This is a genomic window from Dethiobacter alkaliphilus AHT 1, from assembly GCF_000174415.1.
Taxonomy (GTDB): Bacteria; Bacillota; Dethiobacteria; order Dethiobacterales; family Dethiobacteraceae; genus Dethiobacter; species Dethiobacter alkaliphilus.
The window spans coordinates 44,237-61,220 of the sequence record NZ_ACJM01000002.1 but is presented as its reverse complement, the minus strand read 5'-3'; the positions used below and the strand labels follow the sequence as shown (position 1 = coordinate 61,220).

Below are 16,984 nucleotides of genomic sequence, written 5' to 3'. Positions count from 1 at the left end.
AAGAAACACCTGTTAGATACTTTTTTTCTTTCTAAATAAAAAAAACATTTGACTTTTCTCCTGAATTTGTTATTATTAAGTTTAAATCAAAGACACAAAGCAATGACGGGGCAAGTATGTCGGGCTCTGGAGAGCAGAGAGCCGCCGGATGGTGCGAGGCGGACCGAAGACCGGACAGAAACTCCCCCCTGAGTGCCAGCCGAACGGAAACTAGTAGATCTGGCCGTCATCCCGCGTTAAGGGCTTGAGTGGGTGCGCAGCATTACTGCGTGCTTAGTAGAGTGGTACCGCGGAAACCTTTCGCCTCTAAACGGCGAAGGTTTTTTTTAGTTACATCAATCATTTTATGAGCAGGAGGAATTGTTATGACTGAAAAAATTATGATTTTCGATTCTACGCTCCGTGACGGGGAACAAACTCCCGGCGCACGGCTTAACCGCAAAGAGAAACTAAAGATTGCCAAGCAGTTGGCTAAGCTGAATGTGGATGTGATTGAGTGCGGCTTCCCCGTCTCTTCTCCCGGCGAGTTTAAAGCAGTACAAAGTATTGCCCAGCAGGTAAAAGGTCCCATTATTACGGCTCTGGCCCGTACAATACAGGGCGACATCGATGCGGTCTGGGAAGCCATTAAAGATGCGGAACGTCCCCGGATTCATACTTTTCTTGGTTCCTCCGATATCCATATGAAATATAAATTGCAAAAGGACCCGCAAACACTGCTGGAAATGGGTGTGGAAGCGGTCAGGTATGCCAAGCGCTATACTGCGGATGTGCAGTATTCTTTAGAAGATGCCACACGCAGCGACCTGGATTATATGTGCCGCGTTATTGAGGCGGTGATTAATGCCGGAGCCACCGTTATTAACCTGCCCGACACAGTAGGTTATGCAGTGCCGGAAGAATACGGTGCCATGATCAGCAATATCATGAACCGGGTACCAAATATCGATAAAGCAATAGTCAGTGTGCATTGCCATAACGATTTGGGCCTGGCGGTGGCCAATTCCCTGGAAGCAATCAAATACGGAGCGCGCCAGGTGGAATGTAATATTAACGGCATCGGCGAACGGGCGGGCAATGCTGCTCTGGAAGAAATCGTAACCGGGCTGGTAATCCGCAAAGACTACTTCCAGGACTACCGCACCGATGTCCAACTGGATGAGATCTATAAGACCAGCCGCCTTGTCTCAAACCTTACCGGTATTCCCATTCCCGTTAACAAAGCGGTCATTGGTATCAATGCCTTTGCCCACTCTTCCGGAATTCACCAGGACGGAGTGCTTAAAAACCTGTCCACCTATGAAATTATCAATGCCGAATTAATTGGTGGTAAGGCGGCGCAAATGGTGCTCACCGCCCGTTCCGGACGCCACGCGGTGAAAAATGAACTGCAGGAAATGGGCTTTGTGCTGGAAGAAACGGAGTTTGCCCAATTCTTTGAGGCATTTCTGGAGCTGGCCGACAAGAAAAAAGAAGTATTCCGTGAAGATCTGGAAGCGTTGATGGCAGACCGTCTGGCCTATGCTGCCCCCACCTATTCCCTCGAGTACCTGCAAACGGTGAGCGGCTCCCGCAGCATTCCGGCGGCGGTGGTGAAGCTGAAAAAAGACGACGAAATTTTTGTGGAAACCGACTGCGGTGCCGGGCCCATCGATGCCGCCTATAATGCTATTGATAAAATTACCGGTATCGAACCCCGCCTGGAGACCTATAACCTGCGCGGCGTCACCGAAGGTCGAGATGCTTTGGGTGAGGTGTCCATCATGATTCAGTATCAGGACAAAAATATTGTGGGCCGGGGAACCTCCACCGATATCATTGAAGCATCCGTCAGGGCTTATTTAAACGGTGTCAATAAACTGCTTTCCATTTGTCATATGAATGGCAACGGCCATACTAACGGCTGCGGCTGTGATGTAAAATAAAAAGTACAAAAAAACCGATTGGCTTAGTGCCAATCGGTCTTTTTTAGGTATGATTCAATTTTGGAATCTGCTGTTTTTTTCTCTGGGGCTTTCTTTTCCAACGGGAAATAATCATACAATGGATAGGCATCCAGTTTGTCGTGGAAAATATCTCCTTCATGCCAGGGTATTTCATGTTCGGACATATTATCACCCCCGCAGGTTTTGTTAATAGCATGACCGGGAGTGAAAAAATTATTATCAGGGGAGAATCAGCTCTTGGCCGGGATGCAAAACGGAGCCGGAGAGCTGGTTTGCCTGGCGGATCTGCTCAATATAGCTGCGAATGTCACGGCCCGGTGCATGTATTTTAGCCAAAGACCATAAAGTATCTCCTGCGGATACCACCACGGTTTGGGGCTCTTCTACTTCCCCCATAGCAACATTACCCTGAAAGAAAGTAAAAGCCATAATCAACATCCAGATTGTCAAAAGGGCCAAAGCCCGGTATATTTTCAGTTTCTTCTTCTCGGTCCGTGCTTTTCTGGCAGTAAAGGCAGAAAGAGTTTTCATTTCGCATCACTCCAAACACTTGTTTGTATAAACTATAGCACGAACAAGTGTACGCGTCAATAGGTTTTCATAAAAAAATCGAACGGGTGTTTGATTTTTATGGAAAATTATGATATAATGCTTTTAAAGTGAGGTGTTGCCCAGTGGATGATCTGACACCAAGGCAAATGCAGATATTAGACTATATCCGCCGTGAAGTGAAGGCAAAAAATTATCCGCCTTCTGTACGTGAAATCGGCCAGGCGGTGGGCCTTTCTTCCAGCTCCACCGTTCATGCCCATTTAGCAAAACTGGAAAGCAAGGGTTATATTCGTCGGGATCCAACCAAACCAAGAGCTCTGGAGCTTATTGACGACGATCCTTCCCCCACTGTTGTTCCCGATGTGGTCAGCGCTCCGGTGGTAGGTCATGTTACAGCCGGTGAGCCAATTCTGGCGGAACAAAATATTGAAGAATATTTTCCTCTGCCCAAGATGATGGTCCACCAGGACAATGTATTCCTGCTCAGAGTCCGGGGCGACAGCATGATTAATGCCGGTATTATGGATGGCGATTTGGTTATTGTCCGGCAGCAGTCTACCGCCAGCAACGGGGAAATAATTGTAGCCATGCTGGAAGGTGAGGCCACGGTGAAACGGTTCTACAAAGAAAAAGACCATATTCGCCTGCAGCCGGAAAACGATTTATATGAACCCCTCCGTTCCCCTCATATCTCTATCATCGGCAAAGTAATCGGCGTATTCCGTCACATTCATTAAATAATACAAGGCCTGCTCCCTTTTATGAGGAGCAGGCCTTTTTTATGGACAGAGGGACAGGTTTATTTGTCCACTTATTGTGGTCTGGGCCAGTCGGGAACAACTACGCCTCCGGATATGATTAGTTTCAGGGCTTCTTCCACCGTCATTTCCAGGGGCATTAACTGTTCTTTGGGAATCAGGAGCAGAAAACCCGAGGTTGGGTTCGGGGTGGTGGGAATGAAGACGGCCTGAACGTCTTGGGCAGTTTTCTCCTGTACTTCTCCGGCGCCTTTGCCGGTGATAAAGCCAATGGCAAACATTCCTTTTCTGGGGTACTCCACCATGGCCACCGATTCAAAGATGTTTTTACGGTCCCCGGAAAATGCATCGATAATCTGCCGAATGGCAGCATAGACCGGTTTCACCACAGGCAGTCCGGCAAAGGTCATTTCAATTTGCCTGATAATTTTTACTCCCAGCACGTTTGTGGCCAGCAGGCCAACGCCAAAAATAAAGGCAATGGTTAAAAGAAAGCCTAAGCCGGGGAGAGTCCGGCCAAAGAAATGCGAAAAAAGATTGTTAAATATGGAATCGACGGAGGTAAATAAGAAGATCAACAGATAAAGGGTAATCAGGGTTGGCAGCAGAAAAAGCAAACCGGTGATAAAAATGCGGCGGATTCGGTTCAAAGCTTAGCACCTCTTTTCGGGGAAGTTTTCTGTTCCTTTTGATACCAACTACACCACTCTGTAACAGGACACTGTGGACAACGGGGCTTTCTGGCCACGCAGATGTAGCGGCCGTGTAAAATCAACCAATGATGGGCATCCGCCCACAAACTGCGGGGGATGGCCCGAGAGAGTTGTTTTTCCGTTTCTTCCGGTGTTTTTGCTTTGGCCAGGCCCAATCTGTTTGCCACTCGGAATACGTGGGTATCAACGGCCAGGGCCGGCACGCCAAAGGCATTGGCCAGCACCACATTTGCTGTTTTGCGTCCCACACCGGGCAGTGATTGGAGCTTGGCCAGAGTACGGGGCACCTCTCCCCCGTGTTGGTCCAAAATGGCCCTGGCCGCACCCACCAGATGTTTGGCTTTGTTGCGAAACAGTCCCAGGGATTTAATGTCTTCTGCCAACTCCTCTGGGGTCAGCTCTGCCATATCTTGCGGACTGGCGTACTTGGCAAAAAGGTTGGCGGTAACTTTATTAACCTGTTTATCGGTGGACTGGGCCGAAAGGATTACAGCCACCAGGAGCTGCCAGGGGGTGTCAAAGTTCAGCTCGGAAACCGGCTCAGGGTTCTCTTCTTGTAAAACGGCCAGAATTTTTTCAGCTTTTTCTTTACGGGTGGTCATCATGTTTCTCCTGCCAATAATTAATGATAAATAGTATACCTAAATAACGTGTACTTACAAAAGAGCTCGCATGCCGGTCATGCGAGCTCTCTCTGGGTGTAATTTAAAATACGGTGAGGTAATTTTCCACTTCCCACTGGTGAACCTGTGTTCTGTAGGTGTTCCACTCAATGGTTTTGGCATCCAGGAAGCGATTATAGATATGTTCGCCCAGAGCCTTTCTCACCAATTCATCTTTTTTCAGCTCTTCCAGTGCGTTGCCCAAAGTAAGGGGCAGGGTCTCAATGCCCAGTTCTTGCCGTTCGGCCTCAGACATATCGTAGATATTCTGATTGACCGGTTCCGGAGGAGTGATTTTGTTTCTGATACCGTCCAGGCCCGCTTGCAGCGTAACGGCCAGAGCCAGATACGGGTTGCAGGAAGGATCGGGATTTCTCAGTTCGATGCGGGTGCCGATGCCGCGTCTTGCGGGAATGCGAATCAACGGGCTGCGGTTGCGCTCGCTCCAGGCAATGTAGACCGGAGCTTCGTAACCGGGCACCAGCCGCTTGTAGGAGTTAACCAGCGGATTGGTCACCGCAGTGAAGCCTTTAATGTGCTTAATCATACCGCCGATATAGTAGCGGGCTGTATCGGAGAGCATGGATTCGTTGTTTTCATCATAGAAAACATTATTACCGTCTTTAAACAGAGACTGATGAGTGTGCATACCGGAGCCGGCAATTCCAAAAACCGGTTTGGGCATAAAGGTGGCGTGCAGGTTGTGCTGCATGGCAATGGTGCGTACCACCAGTTTAAAGGTGGCGATGTTATCGGCGGTGGTCAGGGCATCGGCATATTTAAAAGCGATTTCATGCTGACCGGGAGCCACTTCATGATGGGAGGCTTCCACCTCAAAACCCATTTCCTGTAGTGTGAGAACCATGTCACGACGGGCTGCCTCGCCCAGATCCACGGGCATCAAATCAAAATAGCTGCCGCGGTCATGGGTAATGGTGGTGGCACGGCCGTGCTCGTCCTTTAAAAACATAAAAAATTCCGCCTCAGGGCCGGCGTTCATTTCGTATCCCATGGAGGCCGCATCGGCGATGGCGCGGCGCAGGGTATTGCGGGGGCATCCGGAAAACGGCGTTCCGTCTGAATTATGAATATCACAGATCAGGCGTGCTTCCGCCCCTCCCTTATGGGTATTCCAGGGGAAAATGGCAAACGTATTGGGGTCGGGACGCAGATACATATCCGACTCCTCAATGCGTACAAATCCCTCAATGGAAGAGCCGTCAAACATCAGCTCTCCGTCCAGCGCCTTCTCCAGCTGCTGCACAGGGATGGCCACGTTCTTGGAAATTCCCAAAACATCGGCAAACTGAAGACGGATGAACTTGATCTTCAGTTCCCGGACAAAATGTAAAATATCATCCCTGTTATAACCCATTTAACTACCCCTTTTCTGGTAAATTCTCGCGATTTATTCCTTTACGATTATATCGGCACATTATTAAAGCTGTCAAGAAGTTGGTGAAATTTCTAACCGGTCCAGTATAGTGGCCAGCGCCAGCTTCACATGTTCATAGGTCAGGCCGCCCTGCATAAAGACCTGATAGGGTGGCCGCAGGGGTGCATCGGCGGAAAACTCACTGCTGGCCCCCTGGACAAAGGTGCCGGCGGCCATGATTACCTCATCGCGGTATCCGGGCATGGGCGCCGGCTGCGGAGTCAGGTGGCTGTCCACCGGTGAAGCACTTTGTACCGCCCGGCAAAAACTTTGTAACAGTTGGGGGTCGCCAAGCTGAACCGCTTGGACAATGTCTCCCCTCTTTTCTCCGGGTTTGGGGCTTACGGTGTACCCCAGCCTGGTAAAAAGAGCCGCTGCCAGCATCATACCCTTTAGTGCCTGTCCAACCTGGTGGGGGGCCTGAAACAGCCCTTGAAAAAACAACCGTTTTACCCCGGGCATGGCTCCGATGTCGCTGCCCAGCCCCGGGGCGGTAAGGCGCCAGGCAGCCTTCTCCACCAAATCGGCACGGCCGGCCACATAACCGCCCAGCGGCGCCAGTCCGGCACCGGGATTTTTAATCAGTGATCCCGCCAGTAAATCTACCCCCACATGGCAGGGCTCGCACTCATCTACAAACTCACCGTAACAGTTGTCCACAAAGACTATTGTATCTGGAGAGCGTTTTTTTACAGCAGCGTTTAGCTCTTTAATGTCCTCCACAGTAAGGGCCCGCCGCCCTGCATAGCCGCGGGAGCGCTGAATTAGCACCGCTTTAGTCTTTTCTGCCAGGACTTTATCCAGTTTTTCTTCATCCAGCCCTGCAGTAAGATCCACTTCGTCATAGCTGATGTTTTGGCTGGCCAGATCACCTGGCAGGTCAGCCGTTAAGCCCAGCGCCTTCTGCAGGGTATCATAGGGTTTCCCTGTGAGGGAAACAAGCCGGTCACCGGGGGAAAGGACGCTGTATAAACAGCAGGAAATGGCGTGGGTGCCGGAGACAAACTGAGGACGGACCAAGGCTGCTTCGCCGCCGAATACCAGGGCATAAAGCCGGTCAAGCTGTTCTCTGCCTATGTCATTGTAGCCGTAGCCGGTGGAATCGTAAAAGCTTGTCTCATCCACCCGGCACTCTTTAAACGCTTCCAGCACCCGCCCCTGATTGTAGAGTGTGGTTTCATCAACCTCTGCCAGCTCTGGTTTTATCTCTCTTTCAACAGCGGACAACAACTCCTGATATTTTTTGTAATTATTTATCATCGGCAAATTCTGCTGCTCCTTCAACCAGACTGTTTTTTACTTTTTCGGCCCATGGCCTGGGCATCACCGCACGGACGGCAATGCCGTCGGCTTTGTATTCTTCCTGCTCCAGTTGGCCGTACTTACGAATTATGGCCAGTATCTTTTCGCTGCCAAAGGGCAGCGTCAGATCCAGGCGGACATGATTTTTTTGCAAATTGTCGGAAATGGCCTCCAGAAGCGTATCCAGCCCCACTTTGTTTTTAGCGGAAACGGCCACATGTTCAGGCCACTCTCCGGCCAGGGCGGACAGGTTGGCATGCGCCTCGGGCATATCCATTTTATTAAACACCACGATAGCAGGCAGCTCTTGGGCTCCCAGCTGCTGTAAAATATTTTGCACCGCGTTCATTTGCTCCGCGGCCTGAGGGTGTGAAGTATCCACCACGTGCAAAAGGAGGTCGGCCTCCAGCACTTCCTCCAGCGTGGCACGAAATGCGGCCACCAGGTGATGGGGCAGTTTCTGAATAAAACCTACGGTGTCGGTTAAAAGAAACATACTGCCGCCGGGCAGCTCCACCTGTCTGGTGGTGGGGTCCAGCGTGGCAAACAGCTTGTCCTCGGCAAACACGTCCGCATTGGTCAGTGCATTTAGAAGTGTGGACTTGCCTGCATTGGTATAGCCCACCAGGGTGACCACCGGCAGCGGCACTTCCTGCCTGGCTTTGCGATGCAGGGTACGGTGTTTTTTGATTTCTTCAATCTCTTTTTTAAGGTCGCTGATTCTTTTGCGAATGCGGCGACGATCCACTTCCAACTTGGTTTCACCGGGCCCTCTGGTGCCGATTCCACCGGCCAGCCGGGAGAGCTGTACCCCCATTCCCGTTAAACGGGGCAGCAGGTAGTGCAGTTGCGCCAGCTCCACCTGCAGCTTTCCTTCCTTTGTCTTGGCCCGCTGCGCGAAAATATCCAAAATCAGTGCAGTCCGGTCTACTACCCGGACTGCCACCGCCTCTTCCAGGTTTCTTCTCTGGGACGGGGAAAGCTCATCGTCAAAGAGAACCAGTTGAGCATCGGTCTCCTCCACAATAAGGCGGATTTCCTCCGCTTTGCCTTTGCCTACATAAAATGCAGAATCCGGGCGCTGCCGTTTCTGAATAATTTCCGCCACCGGCTCTGCACCGGCGGTTTCGGCAAGCAACGCCAACTCATGCATGGTTTCCTCGATATTCCATTGTGTATCCTGCGTTTCCAGTCCTACTAAAACTGCTTTTTCCATCTGCGCCAAAACCTGCCTCTCTTCTGCTCATTTTATCAAAAAGAGCAGGATGGGGCAATTCTTCCCTGCTAATCCGGCATGGTCCACACGTTTACCTCGTTTTGCGTTGCCATTAAATCTTCCCGCATAATCTGCATCAGCTCGTCACGGCCGTAAATCCTTTTATCAACCAGGCGCAGCGCCTGCCGGCGGATGGCCCGTTCTATGAGATTGCGCACCAGACGGGCGTTACTGAAATTGGAAGTGTTTTTATCTATTTGTTCCTGCAGGTGGCGCCGCAAATAATCCAACGCACCGGCGGTTAGCTGGTACTGGCGCTCTTTTATCATCATCAGGGCAATATCCAGCAGCTCATTGCAGCTGTAGTCGGGAAAATTCAGGTGAATCGGGAAGCGGGAACGCAGCCCGGGATTGGTGCGTAAAAACTTTTCCATTTCCTGCTCATAGCCTGCCAGGATGAGAATCAGGTCATTTTTGTTGTCTTCCATGGCCTTGACCAGGGTATCAATGGCTTCTTTACCAAAATCCTTATTGCCGCCACGCGCCAGGGAATAAGCTTCATCAATAAAGAGGATGCCGCCCATGGCTTTTTTTAGCTGCTCCCTTGTCCTCTGAGCCGTCTGTCCGATGAATTCTCCTACCAGATCAGCCCTTTCCACTTCCACCAAATGACCTTTGGGAAGCACCTGTAGTTCCGCCAACATTTTCCCCAGTATACGGGCCACCGTGGTTTTACCCGTACCCGGGTTCCCCTTAAAGACCATATGTAAAACCAGTCCGTCGTTTTTCAGCTGAAAACTTTGCCGCCTGCGGCTTATTTCCACATAAGCACGGATTTCCCGCACCAACTCTTTTACATTCCCCAGCCCTACCAACCGGTTTAGTTCATTTATCAATTGCTGTAGATTTGGCGGAGTTTCCATGACGTCATGCGGTTCGTCAACCGCTTGCCTGGTCTTTGCCACCACTTCCAGGGCATCTTCAGTTCTAGAGGCGTTTTCCGGGCTTGGTTGCAGTTGATTGTCCTCCATTCTATAGGTTACACGAAGTTTGGCCGTTTGCTTCATGGCTTACAACCCTCCCCATAGAGATATTATATGCCGGAGGGCCAAAAGTGCGAAAAACATCAGCCGGAAAAAAAAGGGGACAGTCCTTATCTCTCCGCACTACAGGCAGAAAAATAAGGGCTGTCCCCCGTCGCTGTCCGGACGGTAGCCGGCATTTATTCAGTGGTCTGGTTCAGGTTAATGTTGCGAAACGGAATAATTGTGGAAACGGCGTGTTTGTATACCAACTGCTGCTTATTGTCTACGTTTAATAAAATGGTGAAATTGTCAAAACTCCGTACTGTCCCCTTAATCTGATAACCGTTGACTAAAAACACGGTTAACATCATATCTTCTTTGCGGGCAAGATTGAGAAAATTATCCTGCAGATTAACAGGCCCTTTGTTCAATGTCATCTCCTCCAATGTTGTTTGTTATAAAAATTACATAGATCCCTCTTATGTAATTCTCTTTTACTGCGGTAAATCCTGCCATTTTTTCGAAATTTTTTGCGCTGCAGCTTGATAATTGCCCAAAGCATGCATATCCAACCAGATTAAATCCTCATCCCGGCGAAACCAGGTTAACTGCCTTTTGGCAAAGCGCCGGGTGTCCCTTTTTATCAGTCGGATTGCTTCCTCCAGGGAAATTTGGCCTGTCAGATAGGCCACAATCTGCTTATAGCCCAGGCTTTGCAGTGATTTTGCCGCAGGCGGCACTCCCTCATTTAAAAGGTTCCGGACCTCATCCACCAAGCCGGCATCCAGCATGGAGTCAACCCGCTTTTCAATACGCCGGTAGAGCAGTTCCCGGGGCATGGTGAGGCCAAATTGTACTGTATTGTAGATGGGTTCATCAGAAGTCTTGTCAACCTGATGGCTGATGGGCCGCTTGCTTTGCCGGTAGACCTCCAACGCCCGGATAACACGGCGAAGATCATTGGGATGTAGCTTTTCCGCCGCCTCCGGGTCCACCGCAGCCAACTTACCGTGCAGATATTGGGAGCCGTGCTGCTCTGCTTCCCGGTGCAGACCGGCACGATACTCTTCATCCATACCGCTTTCACTAAAAGAAAAGCCGTGAACCACCGCCCGCACGTACAGCCCGGTGCCGCCCACCAGGATGGGCAGTTTACCCCTGTTTGTGATGTCTGTAATTGCTTTTTTTGCATCTTCCTGAAAATCGGCGACGGTATAATTGTCTGCCGGGTCCACAATATCCAGCAAATGATGGGCAACGGCCTCCCGTTCCTCCCGGGAAGGTTTGGCCGCCCCGATATCAAGGCCGCGGTAAACCTGCACCGAATCGGCGGAAATAATTTCCCCGCCCAGTTTTTTGGCCACCTCTATTGCCACCGCAGTCTTACCCACAGCGGTAGGGCCTACAATAACCAGTAATTTTTCCATAGCTACTGCCTCCGGAAATTTCTGGCCACGGCCTGTTCGGTGAGAACCAGCACTGTGGGCCGGCCATGGGGACAGGTATGGGGCTGGCTGGTCTCTGCCAGATTGTTTAGCAATGCAGACATTTCTTTGGGGTCAAGGGACTGATTTGCTTTTACCGCACCTTTGCAGCTCATCATTTGCAGTGTTTTTTCAAAGAGATGAGTATTATCGGCATCTGCTGCGCTGTTTAAAATCTCGGTTAAGTCATCCTGATTCAGGCAGTGACGGAAAAACATAGGAATTGAGCGCAAGATAAAAATATTATTGCCAAATGTTTCAAATCTTAATCCCAGCTCGGCAAAAATATTGAGAGATTTAAGCAGTGCCGCCGCCGTCAGGGGGTCTAGTTCAAAGGTTTGGGGAATCACATCCTGAACCGGCAAAGTCCCGTCGGAAAGCTCACGCTTTAGCTGGTCATAGAGCACCCGTTCATGGGCGGCATGCTGGTCCACCACATACAGCTCACCTGTTTGGGACTGGGCCAGAATATAGGTGTCCCGGTACTGCCCGATGGGGCGCAGGCGCGGAAAATTATGCGTTGTTTCCCGCACATCTTCTGTGGCTTCTCTATTTGTTTCTGCTGCGGCAGGCTCTGCAGTTTCATTGGTCTCTTTGATTTCTGCAGGGACAGCTTCCGCTTCACGCTTGCCGGCAAAAGGAGATTCCAAAGGGACATTATCCTGGGGCAATTTCTTCTGGCGGTCGAAATCAATAGCCTGGTCATAAAAGCCGGTGGCAGCTGCCGTCTCACGCAAAGCAGCGGTATGCGGCGTTCCCATTTCGCCAATAAGGGAGGCCTGGCGCAGCGCCGCTTTGGCTCCGGCCAAAAGCTGTCGGTAAATATCCCTCTCCCGGGAAAAGCGCACTTCCCGCTTAGCGGGGTGGACATTGACATCCACCTCTGAGGTATCCATCTCCACAAACACAATGGCGGCGGGGAAGCGGTTGCGCGGCAGCAAGGTCTGATAGGCGGTTTGCAGCGCATCGCTTAAAAGCGGCGAGCGGATGGGCCGCTTGTTGACAAAGAAGAACTGCAGGTTGCGGTTGGCCCGGCTAAGCGCCGGTTTTGCCAGAAAACCATGCAGAGCTAATAGTTCTCCCTGCCAGTCCAGGGGGATCATCTGGCGCATATTCTGCCTGCCCAAGACCTGTCCCGCCGCATCGGCCAGTTGGCCGTTACCGGGGGTCACCAGGGTATTTTTACCGTTTACGGTAAGAGAAAAGGAAACGTTGGGCCAGGCCAGCGCCAGCCGCTGTACCGTGTCGGTTATCCTGGCGGTTTCCGCCCCCTGGGATTTGGTGAATTTCAAACGGGCCGGAGTATTGAAAAACAGGTCCTCCACCCGCACCTCTGTTCCTACCGGGCAGCCTGTTTCCGTTACCTGGAGTGTTTTTCCTCCCTCAACTTCAATTTCTGTACCGGCCATATCCTCTGCCCGCCTGCTGACCAGACGAAAACGGCTCACCGCAGCAATGCTGGGCAGCGCTTCGCCGCGAAAACCCATGGAGGTTACCCGGGTCAGATCTTCGGCACATTGAATCTTGCTGGTGGCATGACGCTGCAGGGCCAGGGGCACGTCCTCTGCCGCCATGCCGGCTCCGTTATCCGCCACCCGCATGGACTCCAGCCCTCCGCCGGCAATACTGATATCTATCCGGGTAGCGCCGGCATCCAGCGCATTTTCCACCAGCTCTTTTATCACCGCCGCGGGTCTTTCCACCACTTCCCCGGCTGCTATTTTGTTGGCCGTAACTTCGTCAAGGAGCAAAATCCTACCCATCTTCATTTCCCTTCTTTAATGCCTGCTGCAATTTGTACAGCATCTGCATGGCCTCCAGCGGCGTTGTGGTCATTAAATCAGCTTCCTGAACCTCATCCATCAACCCGGTTAACTCCGGATCCGGCATAAACAGGCGCATCTGCTCCGCCTCCGACGCAGCCGCCGTTTCCCGCACAGCCTGGGTGGGCGATTCCAAAGAATTAAGGATTTCCCGGGAGCGCGAAATAACCCGCTGCGGCAGGCCCGCCAGCCGGGCTACCTGAATGCCGTAGCTGTGGTCCACGCTGCCGGCAATAACTTTATGCAAAAAGACTATATCTTCTCCCTTTTCCTTCACCGCGGTAGCCATGTTCTGTACCGCCGGCAAGTCAGAGGCCAAATCCGTCAGTTCATGATAATGGGTGGCAAACAGCGTTCGGGCTCCTACTTTGCCGTAAAGATGCTCCACCACCGCCCGGGCAATACTGATGCCGTCAAAGGTGCTGGTGCCTCTCCCCACTTCGTCTAAAAGCACCAGGCTTTTGTCTGTGGCCCGGCTTAAAATATTGGCTACTTCACTCATCTCCACCATAAAGGTACTTTGTCCGCCAACCAAATCATCGGCGGCACCGATGCGGGTAAAGATGCGGTCAACCAAGCCAATGTTAGCCGATGCCGCCGGGACGAAACTCCCCACCTGTGCCAATAGCACAATCAGGGCAGTCTGGCGCATATAAGTTGATTTTCCCGCCATGTTGGGGCCGGTAATCATCAACAGCCGCTGGTTATCCCGGTCCAGCCGGGTGTCGTTGGGGACGAACATGCTGTCCTGCATGACCCGTTCCACCACCGGGTGGCGTCCTTCCCGGATATCCACCACATCGCCATCATCCACCTGGGGGCGCACATAGCGGTAGTCCCGGGCTACCCGGGCCAAAGACTGGAAAACATCCAGTTGGGCCAGAGCCGCCGCCGCTTCCTGAATTTCCATGGTATTGGCGCCAACCTTGCGGCGCACTTCTTGAAACAGTTCATATTCCAGAGCACAGATTTTTTCTTCCGCACCCAGCACCGTGGCTTCATATTCCTTTAATTCGGGAGTGATATAGCGCTCCGCATTGGCCAGGGTCTGCTTGCGGATATAATCATCGGGGGTAAGATGGGCATTGGCTCTGGTGATTTCTATGTAATAACCAAAAACCTTGTTATAACCCACCTTCAGGGATTTAATCCCGGTCCTCTCCCGTTCCCGCTGCTCCATACTTAAGATGTAGTCGCGGCCGTGGCGGCAGGCATGACGCAGCTTATCCACATCAGGATGAAACCTGTCCCGCACCAGTCCGCCGTCCCGCACCGACAGCGGCGGATCATCGCAAAGAGCCTCTGTAAGGTAGAGTGATAAATCCTCCAGCACCGGCAGGTGCCGAGCCAGCGTTTGCATGCGCTCTCCACCGGACAGGAGTTTTTCGCGCACCGCGGGCAATACAGCCAGTGTACTGCGCAGCGCCACCAGATCCCGGGCGTTGGCGCTTTCATAGTGCACCTTGCTTAACAGGCGCTCCAGGTCATAAACTTCATCCAAAAGCTCTGAGAGCTCGTCCAGCATGAGAAAATCACCGGCCAGCTCCTCCACCGCATCCAGACGCTCACAAATGGCCGCCTTATCCAACAGCGGCTGCTCCAGCCAGCGCTTTAAAAGCCGGCCACCCAGCGCAGAACGGGTTTTGTCCAATACCCAGAGAAGCGAGCCGTATTTTCTCTCTTCCCGGATGGTACGGGTCAGCTCCAGGTTGCGTCTGGTGGCCGCATCCAGCACCATATAACCTTCCGCATTATAAACCTCCGGCTGCTGCAAATGGGACAAATTGCCCTGTCTGTTATCGTGCAGATAGGCAAGAGCGGCACCGGCGGCGGAGACGGCAAAAAATAGATCGGCACATCCCAGGCTGTCCAGGTTTTGGACGGCAAACTGGGACAATAATGTTTCCTGAGCCTGCTTTAATGCATAGTTTTTATCCCGGCAGGGGTTTATTGCCACCTGGGTTCCCAGCCGGGCCATCGCTTCAGTCAATACCTGATTATCTTTTGCCCCTTCATTGACAATAATTTCAGCGGGATTTAACCGGCACAGTTCATCTGCCAGAAAGCGTGCCGCCTGGCTGCCCCGTTCCTGAGACATGACAAACTGGCCGGTGGAGACATCCACCGCAGCCAGGCCAAAGCCTCCCCTGCCCACATAAACAGAGACCAGGTAATTATTACTTTTTTCATCCAACAGGGAAGTTTCGGTCACCGTCCCCGGGGTAATCACCTGCACAATTTCCCGCTTTACAATCCCTTTGGCCTGCTTGGGGTCCTCCACCTGCTCACAGATTGCCACTTTATAGCCCCGTTCAATGAGGCGGCTGAGATAGGTGTTTAAAGCATGGTAAGGAAAGCCTGCCAGCGGCACATCTTTGTCCCTGGCAGTAAGGGTAATTTCCAGTTCTCTGGCACCGATTTTGGCATCATCAAAAAACAACTCATAGAAATCTCCCACCCGGAAGAGCAGGATTTTGTCCTGGTTGTGCTCTTTAATCTCCCGATACTGACGAATCATTGGTGTTTCTGTTTTCAACGCTTTTCCTCCCCAAAAGGCTCCAGGTTCGGGCTTGGGTAATCTCCACCATTACCAAATCACCCGCATTTACGTTCTCTCCCGTAAAGTTCACCGTTTTACTGCTGCGTGTGCGACCGGTCATCACACCGGGATCCGTTTTGCTTGGCCCTTCCACCAGCACTTCCACGGTCTTACCCACCGCTTCCTGATTATGCCGCAGGCTGTGTTTGTTTTGAACCTCCAGCAAACGCTGGAAGCGCTCTTTTTTTACCTCATTGGCCACTTGATGGGGCATGTCCGCCGCCGGAGTTCCACTGCGGGGTGAGTACAAAAAGGTAAAGGCCATATCATAGCCCACCCGGTCCACCACGTCCAGCGTGTCCAGAAAATCTTCTTCCGTCTCTCCCGGAAAGCCCACTATTATATCTGTAGAGAGGGCACAATCAGGTGCGTATTTACGCAGTATGTCCACCAGATCCAGATAATGCTCTTTGGTGTACCCCCGGTTCATTAACTTTAAAATACGGTTACTACCGGCCTGGATGGGCAGATGCACATGCTCGCAGACGCTGTCACATTCTCCCATTACTTTAGCCAGTTTTTCCGTAAAATCCCTGGGATGGGAGGTCATGAACCTGATGCGGTTGATATCCGTTTCCCGGTCCACCCGCACCAGCAAATCGGCAAAGTCCATTTCTTCCTCCAGGTCTTTACCGTAGGAGTTTACATTCTGGCCCAAAAGCGTAACTTCTTTGAAACCCTGTTTGGCCAAAGCCTTTATTTCATTGATAATTTCCTCAGGTTTGCGGCTGCGTTCCCGCCCGCGCACATAAGGCACAATACAGTATGAGCAAAAATTGTTACAGCCGTATGTAATGTTTACCCAGGCCTTCACACCGTCTTTGCGGGTTACCGGCAGGCCTTCCACCACATCACCGGCCTCATCCCATAAATCAAGCACCGTCTCTTTGCTCTCCGCGGCCCGCTGCAACAACTCGGGAAAAGCGGCAATATTATGGGTGCCAAAAATCAAATCCACAAAGGGATAGCTCTTCTTAATTTTTTTTGCCACATCTTCCTGCTGCACCATACAGCCGCAAACGGCAATCATCATCTCCGGATTTTCCTTTTTTAAAACACCAAGCCTGCCAATACGGCCAAACACCTTCTCTTCCGCCTTCTGCCGCACCGCACAGGTATTCATAATCACCAGATCGGCGCCTTCCACCTCATCAACTTCCTCATAGCCAATCTCATCCAAAAAGCCACGCAGCGTCTCCGCATCGCGCTCATTCATCTGACAACCAAACACCGTCATGGTATACGTCTTTTTCTTCATATCAGCCACATCCACTCCATTTTGGGACAAGGGGACAGGTCAGCTGTCCCATTTCCAACACCCCCATGCAATGTGGACAGGGGGTCCCTCTGCCAGGACAGGCAGGCTTATTTGTCCACACTTTCTTTGCCGTATATAGGGATAGTCCCGTTGATCTTTTATAGCTCACTCCATTTTTATGTATCTCTACCATTGTAATATAATTTACCCA

The 16,984-nt window shown here is 51.5% G+C and carries 15 protein-coding genes and 1 other annotated feature; of the genes, 2 read left to right on the top strand and 13 right to left on the bottom strand.

From position 1 onward, the window contains the following. Positions 1–93: 93 nt before the first annotated feature. Positions 94–311, top strand: a binding site (T-box leader). A 54-nt stretch (positions 312–365) separates the two neighbouring features. Then, the gene (locus tag DEALDRAFT_RS02385; protein ID WP_008514527.1) at positions 366–1,925 is read left to right on the top strand and encodes a 2-isopropylmalate synthase; all 1,560 of its coding nucleotides are present in this window, start codon (positions 366–368) and stop codon (positions 1,923–1,925) included. A 23-nt stretch (positions 1,926–1,948) separates the two neighbouring features. Here DEALDRAFT_RS02385 and DEALDRAFT_RS16820 read toward each other — a convergent pair whose 3' ends face one another. After that, positions 1,949–2,110 (bottom strand): hypothetical protein, encoded by a 162-nt coding sequence (locus DEALDRAFT_RS16820; protein ID WP_008514525.1) that lies wholly within the window; start codon positions 2,108–2,110, stop codon positions 1,949–1,951. Between the two features lie 55 nt (positions 2,111–2,165). Then, on the bottom strand, positions 2,166–2,477 hold the full coding sequence (locus DEALDRAFT_RS17125; protein WP_008514522.1) for a LysM peptidoglycan-binding domain-containing protein: 312 nt from the start codon (positions 2,475–2,477) through the stop codon (positions 2,166–2,168). A gap of 143 nt (positions 2,478–2,620) precedes the next feature. Here DEALDRAFT_RS17125 and lexA point away from each other — a divergent pair, with 143 nt between their 5' ends. Next, complete coding sequence (gene lexA / locus DEALDRAFT_RS02375) at positions 2,621–3,235, top strand: transcriptional repressor LexA (protein ID WP_008514520.1); 615 nt, start codon at positions 2,621–2,623, stop codon at positions 3,233–3,235. A gap of 74 nt (positions 3,236–3,309) precedes the next feature. Here lexA and DEALDRAFT_RS02370 read toward each other — a convergent pair whose 3' ends face one another. The 11 genes from DEALDRAFT_RS02370 to miaB form a co-directional block, all read right to left on the bottom strand. Beyond that, complete coding sequence (locus tag DEALDRAFT_RS02370) at positions 3,310–3,906, bottom strand: DUF502 domain-containing protein (protein WP_008514516.1); 597 nt, start codon at positions 3,904–3,906, stop codon at positions 3,310–3,312. After that, positions 3,903–4,571, bottom strand: coding sequence for an endonuclease III (gene nth, locus DEALDRAFT_RS02365; RefSeq protein WP_008514513.1), 669 nt, complete (start codon positions 4,569–4,571; stop codon positions 3,903–3,905). The genes DEALDRAFT_RS02370 and nth overlap by 4 nt, the downstream gene beginning before the upstream one ends. Positions 4,572–4,674: 103 nt before the next feature. Continuing rightward, positions 4,675–6,006, bottom strand: coding sequence for a type I glutamate--ammonia ligase (gene glnA / locus DEALDRAFT_RS02360; protein WP_008514510.1), 1,332 nt, complete (start codon positions 6,004–6,006; stop codon positions 4,675–4,677). A gap of 72 nt (positions 6,007–6,078) precedes the next feature. After that, a complete protein-coding gene (locus tag DEALDRAFT_RS02355; RefSeq protein ID WP_040378334.1) occupies positions 6,079–7,326 on the bottom strand; it encodes a methionine gamma-lyase family protein in 1,248 nt (415 codons plus the stop codon). Then, a complete protein-coding gene (hflX, locus tag DEALDRAFT_RS02350) occupies positions 7,316–8,584 on the bottom strand; it encodes a GTPase HflX (RefSeq protein ID WP_040378361.1) in 1,269 nt (422 codons plus the stop codon). The genes DEALDRAFT_RS02355 and hflX overlap by 11 nt, the downstream gene beginning before the upstream one ends. 68 nt (positions 8,585–8,652) lie before the next feature. Next, positions 8,653–9,651, bottom strand: coding sequence for an AAA family ATPase (locus DEALDRAFT_RS02345; RefSeq protein WP_008514504.1), 999 nt, complete (start codon positions 9,649–9,651; stop codon positions 8,653–8,655). Between the two features lie 155 nt (positions 9,652–9,806). Next, complete coding sequence (hfq, locus tag DEALDRAFT_RS02340; protein ID WP_008514503.1) at positions 9,807–10,040, bottom strand: RNA chaperone Hfq; 234 nt, start codon at positions 10,038–10,040, stop codon at positions 9,807–9,809. Positions 10,041–10,103: 63 nt separating this feature from the next. Then, complete coding sequence (gene miaA, locus DEALDRAFT_RS02335) at positions 10,104–11,036, bottom strand: tRNA (adenosine(37)-N6)-dimethylallyltransferase MiaA (protein WP_008514501.1); 933 nt, start codon at positions 11,034–11,036, stop codon at positions 10,104–10,106. Between the two features lie 2 nt (positions 11,037–11,038). Next, a complete protein-coding gene (gene mutL, locus DEALDRAFT_RS02330) occupies positions 11,039–12,856 on the bottom strand; it encodes a DNA mismatch repair endonuclease MutL (protein ID WP_008514500.1) in 1,818 nt (605 codons plus the stop codon). Next, positions 12,849–15,452, bottom strand: coding sequence for a DNA mismatch repair protein MutS (gene mutS, locus DEALDRAFT_RS02325; protein ID WP_008514498.1), 2,604 nt, complete (start codon positions 15,450–15,452; stop codon positions 12,849–12,851). Before mutS ends, mutL begins: the two co-directional genes overlap by 8 nt. Further along, the gene (miaB, locus tag DEALDRAFT_RS02320; protein WP_040378360.1) at positions 15,409–16,773 is read right to left on the bottom strand and encodes a tRNA (N6-isopentenyl adenosine(37)-C2)-methylthiotransferase MiaB; all 1,365 of its coding nucleotides are present in this window, start codon (positions 16,771–16,773) and stop codon (positions 15,409–15,411) included. The genes mutS and miaB overlap by 44 nt, the downstream gene beginning before the upstream one ends. Positions 16,774–16,984 lie beyond the last annotated feature (211 nt).